The sequence below is a fragment of the Pantoea sp. DY-15 genome (assembly GCF_019795935.1).
Classification (GTDB): domain Bacteria; phylum Pseudomonadota; class Gammaproteobacteria; order Enterobacterales; family Enterobacteriaceae; genus Pantoea; species Pantoea leporis.
Genome location: NZ_JAIMIF010000001.1, coordinates 719,372 through 733,566, shown reverse-complemented (window position 1 = coordinate 733,566; position 14,195 = coordinate 719,372). Strand labels below are relative to the sequence as shown.

At 54.4% G+C, this 14,195-nt stretch carries 16 protein-coding genes; 1 reads left to right on the top strand and 15 read right to left on the bottom strand.

Annotated features, from left to right (window positions below):
- Positions 1-78: 78 nt before the first annotated feature.
- From ptsG to yceD, 14 genes are all read right to left on the bottom strand, one after another.
- On the bottom strand, positions 79-1,512 hold the full coding sequence (gene ptsG, locus K5Y32_RS03565; RefSeq protein ID WP_176970299.1) for a PTS glucose transporter subunit IIBC: 1,434 nt from the start codon (positions 1,510-1,512) through the stop codon (positions 79-81).
- A 285-nt stretch (positions 1,513-1,797) separates the two neighbouring features.
- Positions 1,798-2,589, bottom strand: coding sequence for a metal-dependent hydrolase (locus K5Y32_RS03560; protein ID WP_154181483.1), 792 nt, complete (start codon positions 2,587-2,589; stop codon positions 1,798-1,800).
- A 16-nt stretch (positions 2,590-2,605) separates the two neighbouring features.
- Positions 2,606-3,595, bottom strand: coding sequence for a DNA polymerase III subunit delta' (gene holB / locus K5Y32_RS03555; RefSeq protein ID WP_222181810.1), 990 nt, complete (start codon positions 3,593-3,595; stop codon positions 2,606-2,608).
- A complete protein-coding gene (gene tmk / locus K5Y32_RS03550; protein ID WP_222181809.1) occupies positions 3,592-4,227 on the bottom strand; it encodes a dTMP kinase in 636 nt (211 codons plus the stop codon). The genes holB and tmk overlap by 4 nt, the downstream gene beginning before the upstream one ends.
- On the bottom strand, positions 4,217-5,236 hold the full coding sequence (gene mltG / locus K5Y32_RS03545; protein WP_222181808.1) for an endolytic transglycosylase MltG: 1,020 nt from the start codon (positions 5,234-5,236) through the stop codon (positions 4,217-4,219). The genes tmk and mltG overlap by 11 nt, the downstream gene beginning before the upstream one ends.
- A complete protein-coding gene (gene pabC / locus K5Y32_RS03540; protein ID WP_222181807.1) occupies positions 5,233-6,045 on the bottom strand; it encodes an aminodeoxychorismate lyase in 813 nt (270 codons plus the stop codon). The genes mltG and pabC overlap by 4 nt, the downstream gene beginning before the upstream one ends.
- Positions 6,046-6,121: 76 nt before the next feature.
- Entirely contained in the window at positions 6,122-7,363 is a 1,242-nt protein-coding gene (gene fabF / locus K5Y32_RS03535; RefSeq protein ID WP_222181806.1) for a beta-ketoacyl-ACP synthase II, read from the bottom strand.
- Between the two features lie 86 nt (positions 7,364-7,449).
- Positions 7,450-7,686: an acyl carrier protein gene (gene acpP, locus K5Y32_RS03530; protein WP_007885774.1), complete on the bottom strand. Its 237-nt coding sequence runs from the start codon at positions 7,684-7,686 to the stop codon at positions 7,450-7,452.
- Between the two features lie 153 nt (positions 7,687-7,839).
- Entirely contained in the window at positions 7,840-8,574 is a 735-nt protein-coding gene (gene fabG / locus K5Y32_RS03525; RefSeq protein ID WP_007885776.1) for a 3-oxoacyl-ACP reductase FabG, read from the bottom strand.
- Between the two features lie 10 nt (positions 8,575-8,584).
- On the bottom strand, positions 8,585-9,517 hold the full coding sequence (gene fabD / locus K5Y32_RS03520) for an ACP S-malonyltransferase (protein WP_222181805.1): 933 nt from the start codon (positions 9,515-9,517) through the stop codon (positions 8,585-8,587).
- 16 nt (positions 9,518-9,533) lie between these two features.
- Complete coding sequence (locus K5Y32_RS03515; protein WP_176970305.1) at positions 9,534-10,487, bottom strand: beta-ketoacyl-ACP synthase III; 954 nt, start codon at positions 10,485-10,487, stop codon at positions 9,534-9,536.
- On the bottom strand, positions 10,488-11,528 hold the full coding sequence (plsX, locus tag K5Y32_RS03510) for a phosphate acyltransferase PlsX (protein ID WP_008103068.1): 1,041 nt from the start codon (positions 11,526-11,528) through the stop codon (positions 10,488-10,490).
- A gap of 26 nt (positions 11,529-11,554) precedes the next feature.
- A complete protein-coding gene (gene rpmF, locus K5Y32_RS03505) occupies positions 11,555-11,725 on the bottom strand; it encodes a 50S ribosomal protein L32 (RefSeq protein WP_007885783.1) in 171 nt (56 codons plus the stop codon).
- A 14-nt stretch (positions 11,726-11,739) separates the two neighbouring features.
- Positions 11,740-12,261 carry a 23S rRNA accumulation protein YceD gene (gene yceD / locus K5Y32_RS03500; protein WP_007885785.1) on the bottom strand — a complete coding sequence of 174 codons (522 nt, stop codon included), beginning with the start codon at positions 12,259-12,261 and terminating at the stop codon, positions 11,740-11,742.
- 140 nt (positions 12,262-12,401) lie between these two features.
- Here yceD and K5Y32_RS03495 point away from each other — a divergent pair, with 140 nt between their 5' ends.
- A complete protein-coding gene (locus tag K5Y32_RS03495) occupies positions 12,402-12,986 on the top strand; it encodes a nucleoside triphosphate pyrophosphatase (protein ID WP_222181804.1) in 585 nt (194 codons plus the stop codon).
- A gap of 11 nt (positions 12,987-12,997) precedes the next feature.
- Here K5Y32_RS03495 and rluC read toward each other — a convergent pair whose 3' ends face one another.
- Complete coding sequence (gene rluC / locus K5Y32_RS03490) at positions 12,998-13,954, bottom strand: 23S rRNA pseudouridine(955/2504/2580) synthase RluC (protein ID WP_101760840.1); 957 nt, start codon at positions 13,952-13,954, stop codon at positions 12,998-13,000.
- Between the last annotated feature and the right edge of the window lie 241 nt (positions 13,955-14,195).

Sequence of the window (14,195 nt, the reverse complement as noted above, 5' to 3'; positions counted from 1 at the left end):
CCGAGTCCCAGGGATGGTTTATGGCGTCTTTACGATCTGACGCCGCTTCATCGCACCGGCTCTGCCCGCCCTTTCTCGTTACATACCGCGGATATAATCATCCATTTCGGTTTTCAGGTTATCGGACTTGGTGCCGAAAATCGCCTGAACGCCTGAACCTGCTACCACCACACCACGTGCGCCGAGGCTTTTCAGTTCAGCCTGATCAACCTTGCCGACATCCGCCACGCTGACACGCAGACGCGTGATACAGGCATCAAGGTTAGTGATGTTCTCTTTACCACCAAACGCGGTAACCAGTTTACCCGCCATTTCGCTGCCGGTTGCGCTGCTCTGCTCCATCGCGGTCTCCTCACGGCCAGGGGTTTTCAGATTCAGTTTCACAATCAGGAAACGGAATACGGTGTAGTAAATCAGGCCGTAGATGATACCCACAATCGGGAACAACCAGATTTTGCTGCTGTTACCGCTCAACACGATAAAGTCGATCAAGCCGTGTGAGAAGCTGGTGCCATCACGCATACCCAGCAGAATACAGATTGGGAAGGCCAGACCCGCCAGAATCGCGTGGATCACATACAGAATCGGCGCCACGAACATGAAGGCAAACTCGATTGGCTCGGTGATACCGGTCAGGAACGAGGTCAGCGCGGCGGAGATCATAATACCGCCCACTTTGGCCCGGTTTTCTGGTTTAGCCGTATGCCAAATCGCAATCGCTGCCGCCGGCAGACCATACATTTTGAACAGGAAGCCGCCAGACAGTTTGCCTGCGGTTGGGTCGCCCGCCATGTAACGTGGGATATCACCGTGGAATACCTGACCTGCGGCATTGGTGAATTCACCAATCTGCATCTGGAAAGGGACGTTCCAGATATGGTGCAGACCAAACGGCACCAGCGAACGCTCAATCAGACCGTACAGTCCAAAGGCCACCACCGGGTTTTGATACGCTGCCCACTGCGAGAAGTCCTGAATCGCCGTACCGATTGGCGGCCAGATGAATGACAGCACCACACCGGTGAAAATCGCGGCCAGACCGGAGATGATCGGCACAAAGCGCTTACCAGCAAAGAAGCCGAGATACTCAGGCAGTTTGATGCGGTAAAAGCGGTTGAACATATACGCCGCGATGGAACCGGCGATGATCCCGCCGAGCACACCGGTATCCGCGAGATGCTTAGCCTCGATTTCGCCCGCCGGTAAGTGCAGCACTAGCGGAGCGACGACCGCCATGGTTTTCACCATGATGCCGTAGGCAACCACGGCCGCCAGCGCGGAAACGCCGTCGTTATTGGTAAAGCCGAGTGCCACACCGATCGCAAAGATCAGCGGCATATTGGCAAACACCGAACCACCCGCTTCGGCCATGACGTGGGAAACCACTTCCGGCAGCCAGCTGAAGTTTGCAGAACCAACACCTAACAAAATACCGGCAATCGGCAGAACCGATACCGGCAACATCAGCGATTTACCTACTTTCTGCAGGTTCGCAAATGCGTTCTTGAACATAGAAACTCCTGAGTATGAGTGCAATTTTTTGCGCAGTGCGCATGGCTTAGGGGGAGGATCCTTCGCCGGGGTGACGCTGAGCGTCTTTTGATTTATTACGAAGAGTAAAATAAATCGCTAATTGTTAAATTGACGGCCATCACATTTCGCTAAGGATGCCACTTTCCTTTCAGTCATTTCTTACTGACTTGCACTAATAAACAGCAATAAAACACTGCCTGCGTCCCGTAAGACGCAGTGCAGTAGAGTGATTTGTGATTAATTACAGCGTTTGAAATAAAGCGTTTAGCCGCCGAGACGACTCATCGGGATGTGGAACAGGCGGGAGAAGTTTTCGGTGGTGGCAGCGGCCAGCGTTTCGATATCAACGCCTTTTAACACCGCCATGTAATCCGCCACATCACGCGTAAACGCCGGCTGATTCTCTTTACCACGGTGCGGTACCGGCGCCAGATACGGCGAATCGGTTTCCACCAGCATACGATCAAGCGGCACGTAGCGCGCCGCATCGCGGATCTGTTCGGCGTTGCGGAAGGTCAGAATACCGGAGAATGAGATGTAAAAACCGAGATCGAGCAGTTTGGCGGCGGTCTCTTTATCTTCGGTAAAACAGTGCAGCACGCCGCCGCACTTCTCTACCTGCTCTTCGCGCAGAATCGCCAGCGTGTCTTCGCGCGCATCACGCGTGTGCACGATGATTGGTTTATTCAGCGCGATACCGGTACGGATGTGCTCACGAAACGAGGCTTGCTGCTGCGCTTTGGTTTCCTGCTGATAGAAATAGTCCAGCCCGGTTTCACCCAGCGCGACCACGCGATCCTCTGCGGCCAGACGGCGGAACTCTTCGACGTCGTACGGCGCTTCCTGATTAAGCGGATGGACGCCACAAGCCAGCGCGACGTTTTCACGATCGCCCACCAGCTGTTTGATTTTGTAGTAATCCGGCAAGGTGGTGGCAATCGCCAGCATAAACTTCACATCGCGCGCTGCCGCTTTGGCGATGACATCATCCAGATCGCGATGGTGCTTTTCATAATCGAGGCCATCGAGATGGCAGTGGGAATCGACAATAAACATAGAGCTCTCTTTTCGCTTAGCCGACCGTTGCCGGAGCCAGTAAACGTCCCCAGGCGAGTAAACGATCGGTCAACATTAATTCTCGATTGAGTGCGGCGACATGTAACAGCTGTTCGCGACACTGCATCCATTGCTGCGCGCTGCTGTTAAGCGCACTGCTGTTCATTCGCTGCGCCAGCTGCGTCACCACATCCGGATGATCACCGTTGCTCAGCCACTGACTTGCGCGCTGCTGCACTTTCATCGCATCCACCAGCAGTGAAATCAGCCAGCTGAGACGTACGGCCACATCTTCACTGTTTAGCGCGGGTAACAGCTGCAGCACATCGCCGTTGAGCGCTTTAATCAGCGTTTCACACAACGTTTCACGCGCCTGCCAGCGCTCGGGCTGCAACAGCGTCAAGGCGGCGGCAGGTGCGCCATTACTCAAACGCAAGGCAGCGCGCAGCTTCTCTTCCGGCTGCGGTTGCTGTTTCTGCAGCCATTGCAGGCTATGCGCCTCTTCCGGCGGCGACAGATGCCACGTCATGCAGCGACTGCGCAACGTAGGCAGCAGGCGTGAAGGTTCGCGCACGCTGAGGAAAAACCAGCAATTGGCCGGTGGTTCTTCCAGCGTTTTCAATAATGCGTTGGCGGCGGCTTCCGTCAGCTGCGCGGCATCGGGCAACCAAACGATTTTTGCGCCGCCCTGTTGGGCAAAGTGATACAGCTTTTCAGTGACGTCGCGCACCGCATCAATACCAAGCGAGGATTTCCCCTTTTCGGCTTCCAGGTGATACCAATCGGGATGCGTGTGCGCCTGCATTAACTGGCAGCCGTGGCAATGGCCGCAGCTTTTCAATCCTTCCGGCTGCAAACACATCAACCAACGGCTCACGCCCCAGATCAGCGCATCGTCACCCATGCCTTCAATGGCTTGTACCAGCAAGGCGTGATGCGCCTGGCCGCTTTGATGGCGGGCGATGATTTGTCGATAAGGCTGATTCAGCCACGGATACCAATTCATGCGGATTGGCCTGCCAGCCAGCTACGCAAGGCGCCTCGAAGTGACGATGTTACGTCTGCAATGTTTTGCGTCGCATCAATGGTGAGGATCGAGGGATCCTGCGCAGCTAAGGCCAGATAGCGTTCACGCGTGCGCTCAAAGAATCGCAATGATTCCTGCTCGATACGATCCAACTCGCCGCGTGCACGTGCGCGTTGCAGGCCAACTTCTGGCGTTACGTCGAGATAAAGCGTGAGGTCGGGACGGAAATCGCCCAGCACCGCATCGCGCAGTGTGGTCATCAACTGCGCATCCAGACCACGTCCGCCGCCCTGATAGGCTTGGGAAGAGAGATCGTGGCGATCGCCAACCACCCAGGCACCGCGTGCCAGCGCCGGTTTGATCACGTTCTCTACCAGCTGCACGCGTGCTGCGTAGAGCATCAGCAGCTCGGCTTTATCGGTTACCTGCTCGCCATCAATGCCCTGCTTGACCAACACACGCAGTTGTTCTGCCAGCGGCGTACCGCCCGGCTCGCGCGTGAAGACGACATCATTAATGCCGTGCTCATGCAGCACGGCAACCAGCGCATCGCGCGCGGTGGTTTTGCCTGCACCTTCCAGGCCTTCAATGACGATAAACTTACTTTTCATTTTTTTCCTTCATTGCCAGCCGGTAAACCTGCACCGCTTTGTTGTGGCTGGCCAGATTGGTGGTAAAGGTATGTCCACCTTTGCCATCCGCGACAAAATAGAGGTAATTGGTTTTTTCCGGATGCGCAGCCGCTTCCAGTGAAGCGCGGCCCGGCATCGCGATCGGACCTGGCGGTAAACCGCTAATGGTGTACGTGTTGTAGTCGGTTGGCGTTTCCAGATTTTTACGCGTTAGCGTGCCGGTGTAGCTGTCGCCCATGCCGTAAATCACCGTGGGATCGGTTTGCAGCTTCATTCCGGTCCGCAGGCGGTTAATAAACACCGACGCCACGCGCGCGCGCTCTTCGCTCACGCCGGTCTCTTTCTCAATGATCGACGCCATGGTGACCAAGTCCTGCTCTTTCTTATAAGGCAGATTCTCCATGCGTCCCTGCCAAATCTCATCGACCAGCTTGTTCATGCGCGCATGGGCACGTTCCAGCAGCGCCACATCGCTGGTATTGGCGGTGTAGAGATAGGTATCAGGATAGAAACTGCCTTCAAGCTGGCTGACGTCGAGTTTGAGCGCGGCGGCAACGGTGGCAAATTGATCGTCACTCAGCGTGTGTTTCAGGTATGGCGCTTTGCGTAGCTCGGCTAACCACTCGGTAAGACGCGAACCTTCAATAAAACGTACCGGGAACTGCGCTTCTTTACCGCTTGCCAACAGTTGCAGCAACTGTCGCACCGTCATGCCGGTTTCCAGGCGATAGGTACCGGCTTTGAAACGCGCCAGTTCCGGTTCAAGCTTCAGTAACGGGCCAAACCAGATGCTTTGCGGAATGATGTGCTGACTTTCCAGTTGCGCTTCCAGTACCACGCGACCGCTGCCAGCGGGCAAGGTGTAAATGGTTTCCTGCTGCAGTGTTAAGGGCGTATCGGCTAAACGTTCAATTTGCCAATAGCTAAAGGCGGCGGCGAGTCCTGCTACTACCACAACGCCTGCGAGAATTTTTTTCATTCGAGTCATGATGCTTCCATCGTCGGGCAACTGGCGCGCAGTTGCTGATACAGCGAGCGTGCGGTAAACGAAACGTCGTCAATTTGTCGCACGGGTAAAACGGGCATCAGGGCGTTACACATCACCACTTCATCGGCGTTCAACACGTCGTCCCTGCTGCCATCAATCAGCTGACAAGTCTGGCCATTCGCGGCCATCTGCGCCATCAGATAACGACGCATAATGCCATCTACGCCAGCCTGCTCAAGCCGCGGCGTAAAGACGTGGTTGCCTTTGCGCCAGAATAAATTGGCCGCACAGCATTCCACCACCGTCCCGTTAGTGTCAAGCACCAGCGCCTCGTCGCCGCCCGTCTGGTCAAGATGCTGGCGAATCAGCACCTGTTCAAGGCGATTCAGGTGCTTTAGGCCGGCCAGCAACGGATTGCGCGCAAGGCGTATTGGACTGCTGTGGAGCACAGCGCCCTGCTGTTGCAGCGTGGCGTAATGCTGTGGCCACAGCGAGAGCGAAAGGATGCGCGTCGGTGTTTGGCAGCCTGCGCGGCTATAACCGCGTCCGCCTGCGCCCGGTGTCAAAATCACTTTCAGCACAGCCTGCGCCTGGCCCGCAGCGGCGTGATGCATTTCTGCAGCGAGTTGAGCTAAATCAGGCGTCTCCATCATCAATCGCGCGCAGCCTTCTTTGAGCCGCTGCAGATGCGCATCCAGCATCACAATATGGCCGTTGATCACTGCAGCAGTGGTAAAGCAGCCATCACCAAATTGCACTGCGCGATCGCGTGCTGAAAGCTCGGTTTGCGGTATGCCGTTTATCCACATGTTAGCCGCCTTGATTACCCCGGTAGAATATATAAAAAAGGCCCGCATTGCGGGCCTCTGTATGGCTGAGGAGCGATTAAACCTTGCGGAAGATCAGCGAGCCGTTAGTGCCGCCAAATCCGAAGGAGTTACACAAGGTGTACTCCAGTCCGCTGACCTGGCGCGCCGTATGCGGCACGAAGTCCAGATCGCAACCTTCGTCAGGATTGTCGAGGTTGATGGTCGGTGGAATCGCCTGGTCGCGCAGCGCCAGAATCGAATAAATCGCTTCTACCGCACCCGCTGCACCCAACAGGTGGCCAGTCATCGACTTGGTAGAGCTGACCATCACACTGTGAGCTGCCGCACCAAATACCGATTTAACCGCCTGTGCTTCCGCTTTGTCACCGGCTGGCGTCGAGGTGCCGTGCGCGTTGACATAACCGATCTGCTCAGCGTTAAGCTGCGCGTCACGCAGCGCGTTGACCATCGCCGCAGCTGCACCTGAACCGTCTTCCGGAGGTGACGTCATGTGGTAAGCATCGCTGCTCATGCCAAAACCAATGATCTCAGCATAAATCTTCGCACCACGTTTCTTAGCGTGTTCGTACTCTTCCAGTACGACAATGCCAGCACCGTCACCCAACACGAAACCGTCACGATCTTTATCCCACGGACGGCTTGCCGCCTGAGGATTGTCATTACGCGTGGAGAGCGCACGAGCAGCTCCGAAACCACCAACACCTAATGGCGTACTGGCTTTCTCCGCACCACCGGCCAACATCACATCGGCATCGTTATACGCAATGATACGCGCCGCATGACCAATGTTGTGCACACCAGACGTACAGGCAGTTGCGATAGAGATGCTTGGACCTTTCAGGCCGTACATGATGGTGAGGTGACCTGCAACCATATTGACGATGGTAGAAGGCACGAAGAATGGGCTGATTTTGCGCGGTCCACCGTTGACCAGCGAGCTGTGGTTATCTTCGATTAAACCCAGTCCGCCAATACCAGAACCGATTGCCGCACCAATGCGACCAGCATTCTCATGGGTTACGACCAGACCGGAGTCTGCCATAGCCTGAATACCCGCAACGATGCCGTATTGGATGAAGTCATCCATCTTGCGCTGATCTTTGCGCGAGATGAAATCATCGCAATTAAAATCTCTTACTAAGCCCGCAAAACGCGTTGCGTAGGCACTAGTATCAAAATGGTCGATCAGGCTAATGCCGCTCTGACCGGCAAGGAGAGCACTCCAGGTAGACTCTACGGTATTGCCGACAGGAGACAACATGCCAAGACCAGTCACAACTACACGACGCTTAGACACGCACGTCCTCCAGGGAGGGAAATAATAACGCTATGTGGGGCAAACATAAAACTCAGGCGGTCGAGGTGACCGCCTGAAGATATTCATTAGCCTTGATGGCTATTGATGTAGTCGATCGCTGCCTGAACGGTAGTGATTTTCTCAGCTTCTTCGTCTGGAATTTCAGTATCAAACTCTTCTTCCAGAGCCATTACCAGCTCAACGGTGTCAAGAGAATCTGCACCAAGGTCTTCAACGAAAGAAGCAGTGTTAATCACTTCGTCTTCTTTAACACCCAGCTGCTCAGCTACGATTTTCTTAACGCGTTGTTCGATATCGCTCATACTATTTAATTTCCTATCAAAACTCGCTTTCGCGATGGTTTTCGTAGTGTATAAAATGTTGAAAAAGATGCAACAAAATCCCGGCTGGTCGAACCACGATTTTGCGTTATTCTGCGGTGTTTACCGCAGATAAAGCAAATGTTTTCGTGATTATCAGACCATGTACATGCCGCCATTGACATGAAGCGTCTCACCCGTGATGTAGGCTGCTTCGTCAGAGGCTAAGAATGCAACAGCATTGGCAATCTCCTGCGGGTCACCTAAACGACCTGCGGGAACTTCTGCCAAAATACCCGAACGTTGATCTTCGTTCAGTGCACGCGTCATGTCCGTCTCGATAAAGCCCGGAGCCACGACGTTTACAGTAATGCCACGTGACGCAATTTCTCGCGCCAGTGATTTGCTAAAGCCAATCAAACCTGCTTTTGCTGCCGCATAGTTTGCCTGACCCGCGTTACCCATGGTCCCAACTACAGAACCGATGGTAATGATACGGCCCACGCGTTTTTTCATCATGGCACGCATAACCGCCTTAGAAAGACGGAAGACAGATGTCAGGTTGGTATCAAGGATATCCGCCCACTCATCGTCTTTCATGCGCATCAACAGATTGTCACGCGTAATGCCTGCATTATTGACTAAAATGTCCACTTCGCCAAATTCGGCGCGAACTTGTTCGAGAACGCTCTCAATTGAGGCGGCATCAGTGACGTTCAGCAGCAGGCCTTTGCCCTTGTCGCCGAGGTAAGCACTGATTGCTTCCGCACCGCTTGCACTGGTGGCGGTTCCCACCACTTTGGCACCGCGCGCAGCCAGCGTTTCCGCAATGGCACGACCAATTCCACGGCTTGCACCGGTAACCAGCGCTACTTTACCTTCAAAGCTCATGTTTTTCCTCTTATTCCTGTGAAAGTGCAGCGCTCAGTGAAGCAGAATCGTTCACCGCAGCGGCACTCAGGCTGTCCACAATACGTTTGGTCAGGCCGGTCAGGACTTTACCTGGACCGACTTCCAGCAGCTGCTCAACGCCCTGCGCAGCAATAAACTCGACCGATTCGGTCCAGCGCACGGGGCTATACAGCTGACGGACCAGCGCGCTTCGAATCGCAGCACCTTCAGTTTCACACTTCACGTCGACGTTATTCACCACCGGCACCGAAGGCGCACTGAAGGTGATCGCTTCGAGCGCCACCGCCAGCTTATCGGCAGCAGGTTTCATCAACGCACAGTGCGATGGCACGCTGACTGGTAGCGGCAGTGCACGTTTGGCGCCGGCAGCTTTACAGGCTGCACCCGCACGCTCAACCGCTTCTTTGTTGCCCGCGATAACCACCTGGCCTGGCGAGTTGAAGTTAACCGGTGAAACCACCTGACCTTGAGCGCTCTCTTCGCAGGCTTTGCGGATGGATGCATCATCCAGGCCGATAATCGCCTGCATGGCGCCAGTACCTTCCGGTACTGCTTCCTGCATCAGTTTGCCGCGCAGCTCAACCAGTTTAATGGCGTCAGCGAAATTCAGCACACCGGCACAAACCAGCGCCGAGTATTCACCGAGGCTGTGACCGGCCATCATGGTTGGCTGCACCGCATTTTTGCTCTGCAATACGCGATAGATAGCAACAGAAGCCGCCAGCAGCGCAGGCTGCGTCTGCCAGGTTTTATTCAATTCTTCAGCCGGTCCCTGCTGGACCAGCTGCCATAAGTCATAACCCAGCGCATCTGAAGCTTCACGGAAAGTGGCTTCAACCTGCGGGTTTTCAGCGGCCAGCTCGGCTAACATGCCGACGGTCTGCGATCCCTGTCCTGGGAAAACATAAGCAAATTGCGTCATCTTTCGTTCCTGTCAATCAAAAGCGAACCAGCGCAGAACCCCAGGTGAAACCGCCACCAAAGGCTTCCAGCAGAATCAGTTGTCCCGGCTTGATACGGCCATCGCGCACCGCTTCGTCCAGTGCACTTGGCACTGACGCGGCAGAGGTATTACCGTGACGATCCAGCGTGACCACAACTTTTTCCATGCCCATGCCGAGCTTTTTGGCGGTTGCGCTAATAATTCGCAAATTCGCCTGGTGCGGCACCAGCCAGTCGAGCATTTCACGATCAAGATTGTTGGCTTGCAGGGTTTCATCCACAATGTGCGCCAGTTCAGTCACGGCCACTTTGAAGACTTCATTGCCCGCCATCGTCAGATAAGCAGGCTCATCCTGATGGGCTCGATCCTGATACGGCAGCGTCAGCAGTTTGCTGTAACGGCCGTCGGCGTGCAGATGGGTAGAAAGGATACCTGGCTCTTCGCTCTGGCTCAGCACCACCGCGCCCGCGCCATCACCAAACAGGATGATGGTGCCGCGATCGTTAGGATCGAGGGTACGTGCCAGCACGTCTGCACCGATCACCAGCGCATGTTTTACCACACCATTTTTGATGTATTGATCGGCAACGCTCAGTGCATAGGTGAAGCCTGCACAGGCAGCGGCCAAATCGAAGGCAGCGCAATCGTTGATCTCCAGCATTTGCTGGATCATGCACGCTGAACTTGGGAAGGCATGGCTGGAAGAGGTGGTCGCCACAATGATTAGGCCAACGTCGCTCGCATTCACACCCGCCATTTCCAGCGCGCGCTGTGCTGCGGTGAAGCCCATAGTAGCAACGGTTTCTTCCGGAGCGGCAATACGACGCTCGCGGATGCCGGTACGGGTGACAATCCACTCGTCCGTCGTCTCGACCATTTTTTCCAGATCCGCATTGGAGCGAATCTGCTCAGGCAAATAGCTGCCCGTACCGATAATTTTGGTAAACATCTACGCTTTGTCACTCCTGGCTAATACAGTGTCAAGGCGCGCCGCAATCCTCTCTGGGACTTGCTTTCGCACCGTCTGCTCTGCCTGCTCTATCGCCACGGCAAATGCACGTTGATTCGCCGCACCGTGGCTTTTGATCACTGTCCCGCGCAATCCTAACAGACAAGCGCCATTGTACTGGTCGGGGTTGAGATGGCCGAAACGCTTTGCCAAACGCTTTTGAATCCAGCGCCCCAGCAATGTTAGCCACCAGGCCCGTTTTTTTCCTTCCTCTGACGATTTAATCAGAGAGAGGAACATTCTTACCACGCCTTCCATGGTCTTCAACGTGACGTTACCAACGAAGCCATCACAAACCAGCACATCCGTCTTGCCGGTGAGGAGATCGTTCCCCTCAAGATATCCAATATAGTTGATTTGCGGTGACGCTCGCAGCACCGCAGATGCGGCGCGGATTGTTTCCAATCCTTTGGTCTCTTCCTGACCAATATTCAGCAGCGCAACACGCGGCTGGGCGATCTCCAGCACTTCTTCGGCCATCACTGCGCCCATGATCGCAAACTGCACCAGCATGGCGCTGTCGGATTCAACGTTAGCGCCGAGATCCAGCACTACCGTTTTGCCATGCTGCTGATGCGGCAACACCGTCATCAATGCCGGACGTTCAATGCCATCCAGCGGTTTTAATAACATTTTCGCCAGGCCCATCAGTGCGCCGGTATTTCCCGCACTGACACAGGCTTGTGCTTTCCCCTCTTTCACCAACTCTAACGCCACACGCATGGAACTGCCGCGGCTGTTACGAATCGCCTGAGAAGGTTTGGCATCACTTGCAATAACCGATTCGGCAGGAATAACCTGCACACGCCTCTGTAACGAGGAATCCGCTTTGGCAAGAAATGACGAGATGATGTCGGGATCGCCGACCAGAAGAAGAACCAGCTCCGAATGAGAGGCCAGTGCCTGCAAGGCTGCAGGCACTGTCACGCAAGGACCGAAGTCCCCGCCCATGGCATCAACTGCCAGGGTCAAACGTGTCAAGGTATCGCCTTGTGTAATCGCGAGGATTACTTGGTGATAACCTTGCGACCGCGGTAGTAACCATCCGCAGTGATATGGTGACGCAGATGAGTTTCGCCAGAAACTTTATCTACTGACAGAGCAGCAGTGGTCAGAGCATCGTGTGAACGACGCATACCACGCTTAGAACGGGTTGGTTTATTCTGTTGTACGGCCATGGACCTTACTCCTATTACTTACGCTTTAAACTGGCTAATACGGCAAAGGGATTTGGTTTTTCTGCCTCTGGAGGCAATTGACCAAATACCATGTCCGCGTCGGACACTTCACAGTGTTCAGAATCATGCACCGGAACCACGGGCAGCGCGAGGATGAGCTCATCTTCGATCACTGCCAGCAAGTCGATCTCACCAAAATCATTGACATCAACTGGCTCGTAGGCTTCCGGTAGTGCCTCGGCCTGTTCATCAGAAGAGACAGGACTGAAGCAATAGCTTACGTGAACATGACGTGGAAACGACTGGTTGCAGCGTTGACATGACAGAGTCACCTGCACTTCGGCTGTTCCTTGCAGAACGGCGAGGCGCTGGTTATCAACCGCAAACGACATATCGCATTCAACTTCACTGTCCACACTCACGACCGTTTCGGCCAAGCGCGCCACCAATTCAGGTGCATAAACACCATGATAATCAAGGCGTTTTTGCGCGGCGCGGACCGGATCGAGCGTCAGGGGTAATTTTACCTTTTGCATAGGGCGCGCATATTAACTTTGTAACGTCATAGAGTCAAAGAAAAAGGCCGGTTTACGGCATCTTTCACCCGTTAGTCGCATCCAGTGCGGCGCATAGTTTAAAATGACTGTCATCTTTACGCTATCTATTCTGAAAAAAAATGACGACACCTTTAGTTTTAGCTTCTACCTCCCCTTTTCGTCAGGCGCTGCTAAGTAAACTGGGCCTGCCTTTTATAACCGCCGCCCCTGATTGCGACGAATCCCCGCTGCCGCATGAATCAGCCTCCGAGCTGGTGCAGCGGCTGGCATTAGCCAAAGCGCAGGCGCTGGCTGCACGTTACCCGGACCGCTGGATTATCGGTTCCGATCAGGTTTGTGTATTGAATGGCGAGATAACCGGTAAACCGCATACCGTGGAGAAGGCCTGCCAGCAACTCGCAGCCGCCAGCGGTAACGCCATCACCTTTTATACCGGCCTGGCGCTTCTGCAACAGCAGAGCGACACACAATCGGTTATTTGCGAACCCTTTACCGTGCATTTCCGCGAGTTGAGTGCCGAAGAGATTCGCGGCTACGTCGAAAAGGAACAACCGCTACAATGCGCCGGCAGTTTCAAAAGCGAAGGATTGGGGATTTGTTTATTTGACAGGCTAGAAGGTCGCGATCCTAATACCTTGATTGGCTTACCGCTGATCGCGCTAAATGAAATGTTAAGAGCGGTGGGCATCAACGCATTGTGTTGATGCCCCTACAATCAGTCTTTCTTCTGACGCAGCTGTGCAAGACAGTGTTTCAGTGCGCCATCCAGTGGCGCTTCCATGCGCAGCACTTCTCCGGTGTTGGGATGGGTAAAGGTCAACGCAGCCGCATGCAGGAACAGACGCGACAAGCCCGTCGAACCCAGCTGTGCATCAAAGTCACGGTCACCGTAACGATCGTCAAAAGCGATCGGGTGGCCACCGTGCAGCGTATGCACACGAATCTGATGGGTACGGCCCGTTACCGGGCTGGCTTTCACCAGAGTCGCGAAACCAAAACGCTCTTCTACTTTAAAGCGCGTCTCGGAAGGTTTGCCCTCCGCACTCACGCGCACCACGCGTTCACCGCTCTGCAAAATGTTCTTTAACAGCGGAGCCTGCACCACTTTCAGATGCGACGGCCAGTCACCGCGCACCAGCGCCAGGTAATCCTTCTGCATGCCCTTTTCGCGCAGTTGCTCATGCAGCGAGCGCAAAGCAGAACGCTTCTTCGCCACCAGCAGAATGCCAGAAGTATCACGATCCAGACGATGGACTAACTCAAGGAAACGCGCTTCCGGACGCAGCGCACGAAGCCCTTCAATCACGCCAAAACTTAATCCGCTGCCACCGTGCACCGCGGTGCCCGACGGTTTATTCAGCACCATCAGGTAATCATCTTCATACAGAATGGCATTGGTGAGCGCCGCAACTTTATCCAGTTTCGGTGAAACCGTATTCTCTTCGCGCTCGGCAACCCGCACCGGTGGAATACGCAGCTCGTCGCCATCCTCTAGCTTATATTCCGGTTTGACGCGCTTTTTATTCACCCGCACTTCGCCTTTACGCAAAATGCGGTAAATCATGCTTTTCGGCACGCCCTTGAGCTGGGTGCGCAAAAAGTTATCAATTCGTTGTCCGGCATTTTCGGCCGTGATGGCGACATACTGTACGCCGGGATTCTCAGTTTTCATGGCGGCGATTCTAATTAGTGTACCTGGATAGCGCCACCCCTTTTTCTGTGCTTAACTCTCTCTTTGTCGCGTATTGAAACGGTGAAAATGGCGACATTTTCAGCGATGCGATGATTAGCCCTGCAAATGAACAGGTTATGGATGAATAAACTTCTCAGCTTGGCAAAAGTCGCCTTGCTTAATGTGAGTTAGCAATGGAATAATGCAGGGGTTTCTGCCCTGGAAAGATTCAGGCAGGAAA

Bases quoted from the DNA above. Each gene is read 5' to 3' on its own strand.
- ptsG (WP_176970299.1), bottom strand. From the start codon at position 1,512: ATGTTCAAGAACGCATTTGCGAACCTGCAGAAAGTAGGTAAATCGCTG.
- K5Y32_RS03560 (WP_154181483.1), bottom strand. From the start codon at position 2,589: ATGTTTATTGTCGATTCCCACTGCCATCTCGATGGCCTCGATTATGAA.
- holB (WP_222181810.1), bottom strand. From the start codon at position 3,595: ATGAATTGGTATCCGTGGCTGAATCAGCCTTATCGACAAATCATCGCC.
- tmk (WP_222181809.1), bottom strand. From the start codon at position 4,227: ATGAAAAGTAAGTTTATCGTCATTGAAGGCCTGGAAGGTGCAGGCAAA.
- mltG (WP_222181808.1), bottom strand. From the start codon at position 5,236: ATGACTCGAATGAAAAAAATTCTCGCAGGCGTTGTGGTAGTAGCAGGA.
- pabC (WP_222181807.1), bottom strand. From the start codon at position 6,045: ATGTGGATAAACGGCATACCGCAAACCGAGCTTTCAGCACGCGATCGC.
- acpP (WP_007885774.1), bottom strand. From the start codon at position 7,686: ATGAGCGATATCGAACAACGCGTTAAGAAAATCGTAGCTGAGCAGCTG.
- fabG (WP_007885776.1), bottom strand. From the start codon at position 8,574: ATGAGCTTTGAAGGTAAAGTAGCGCTGGTTACCGGTGCAAGCCGTGGA.
- fabD (WP_222181805.1), bottom strand. From the start codon at position 9,517: ATGACGCAATTTGCTTATGTTTTCCCAGGACAGGGATCGCAGACCGTC.
- K5Y32_RS03515 (WP_176970305.1), bottom strand. From the start codon at position 10,487: ATGTTTACCAAAATTATCGGTACGGGCAGCTATTTGCCTGAGCAGATT.
- rpmF (WP_007885783.1), bottom strand. From the start codon at position 11,725: ATGGCCGTACAACAGAATAAACCAACCCGTTCTAAGCGTGGTATGCGT.
- yceD (WP_007885785.1), bottom strand. From the start codon at position 12,261: ATGCAAAAGGTAAAATTACCCCTGACGCTCGATCCGGTCCGCGCCGCG.
- K5Y32_RS03495 (WP_222181804.1), top strand. From the start codon at position 12,402: ATGACGACACCTTTAGTTTTAGCTTCTACCTCCCCTTTTCGTCAGGCG.
- rluC (WP_101760840.1), bottom strand. From the start codon at position 13,954: ATGAAAACTGAGAATCCCGGCGTACAGTATGTCGCCATCACGGCCGAA.